Genomic DNA, 430 nt, shown 5'->3' with positions numbered 1-430 from the left:
GCGCCGCCCGCGCGGCGCAGCCGTACCCGCAAGGCCGCGGCCGAGCCCGCAGCGGTGGAGGAGGTCTCCACTGAGGAGGTCTCCGCTCCGGAGGCCGGAGCCGCCGAGGAGCGCCCCGCCGCCCCGGCCAAGCGGACCCGCACGCGCAAGAAGGCCGCCGAGGTCGCCGCGGAGGCCGAGCCGGAGCCGCCCGTCGACCTGACCACGGCCGAGGCCGCGGAGGTCGCGGCGTCGCTGCTGCTCTCGGTGCCCGCTGAGGCGCCGGCCGAGGAGGAGTCCGGCGAGGACCGGCCGGGTCTGTTCACCGATCCGTTCGGACTGACCGTCCAGGGGCGCGCCGAAGTGCCCTCGGTGACCTTCCAGGCCCCCGCCGCGGTGTTCCAGCCGCTGTTCCAGGCCCCCCGAGCCCCTCCCCTGGTCCAGCAGCCCC

1 pseudogene is annotated in these 430 nt (G+C 77.9%); it reads left to right on the top strand.

Annotation, left to right across the window (positions count from 1 at the left end):
* Window positions 1-430, top strand: a pseudogene (locus ACWJ6R_RS38065) (ribonuclease E/G); the annotation flags it as partial.

The sequence above is a fragment of the Planomonospora algeriensis genome, from assembly GCF_977012225.1.
Note: the sequence above shows the minus strand (reverse complement) of the source record. Positions and strands in the feature narration are given on the sequence as shown.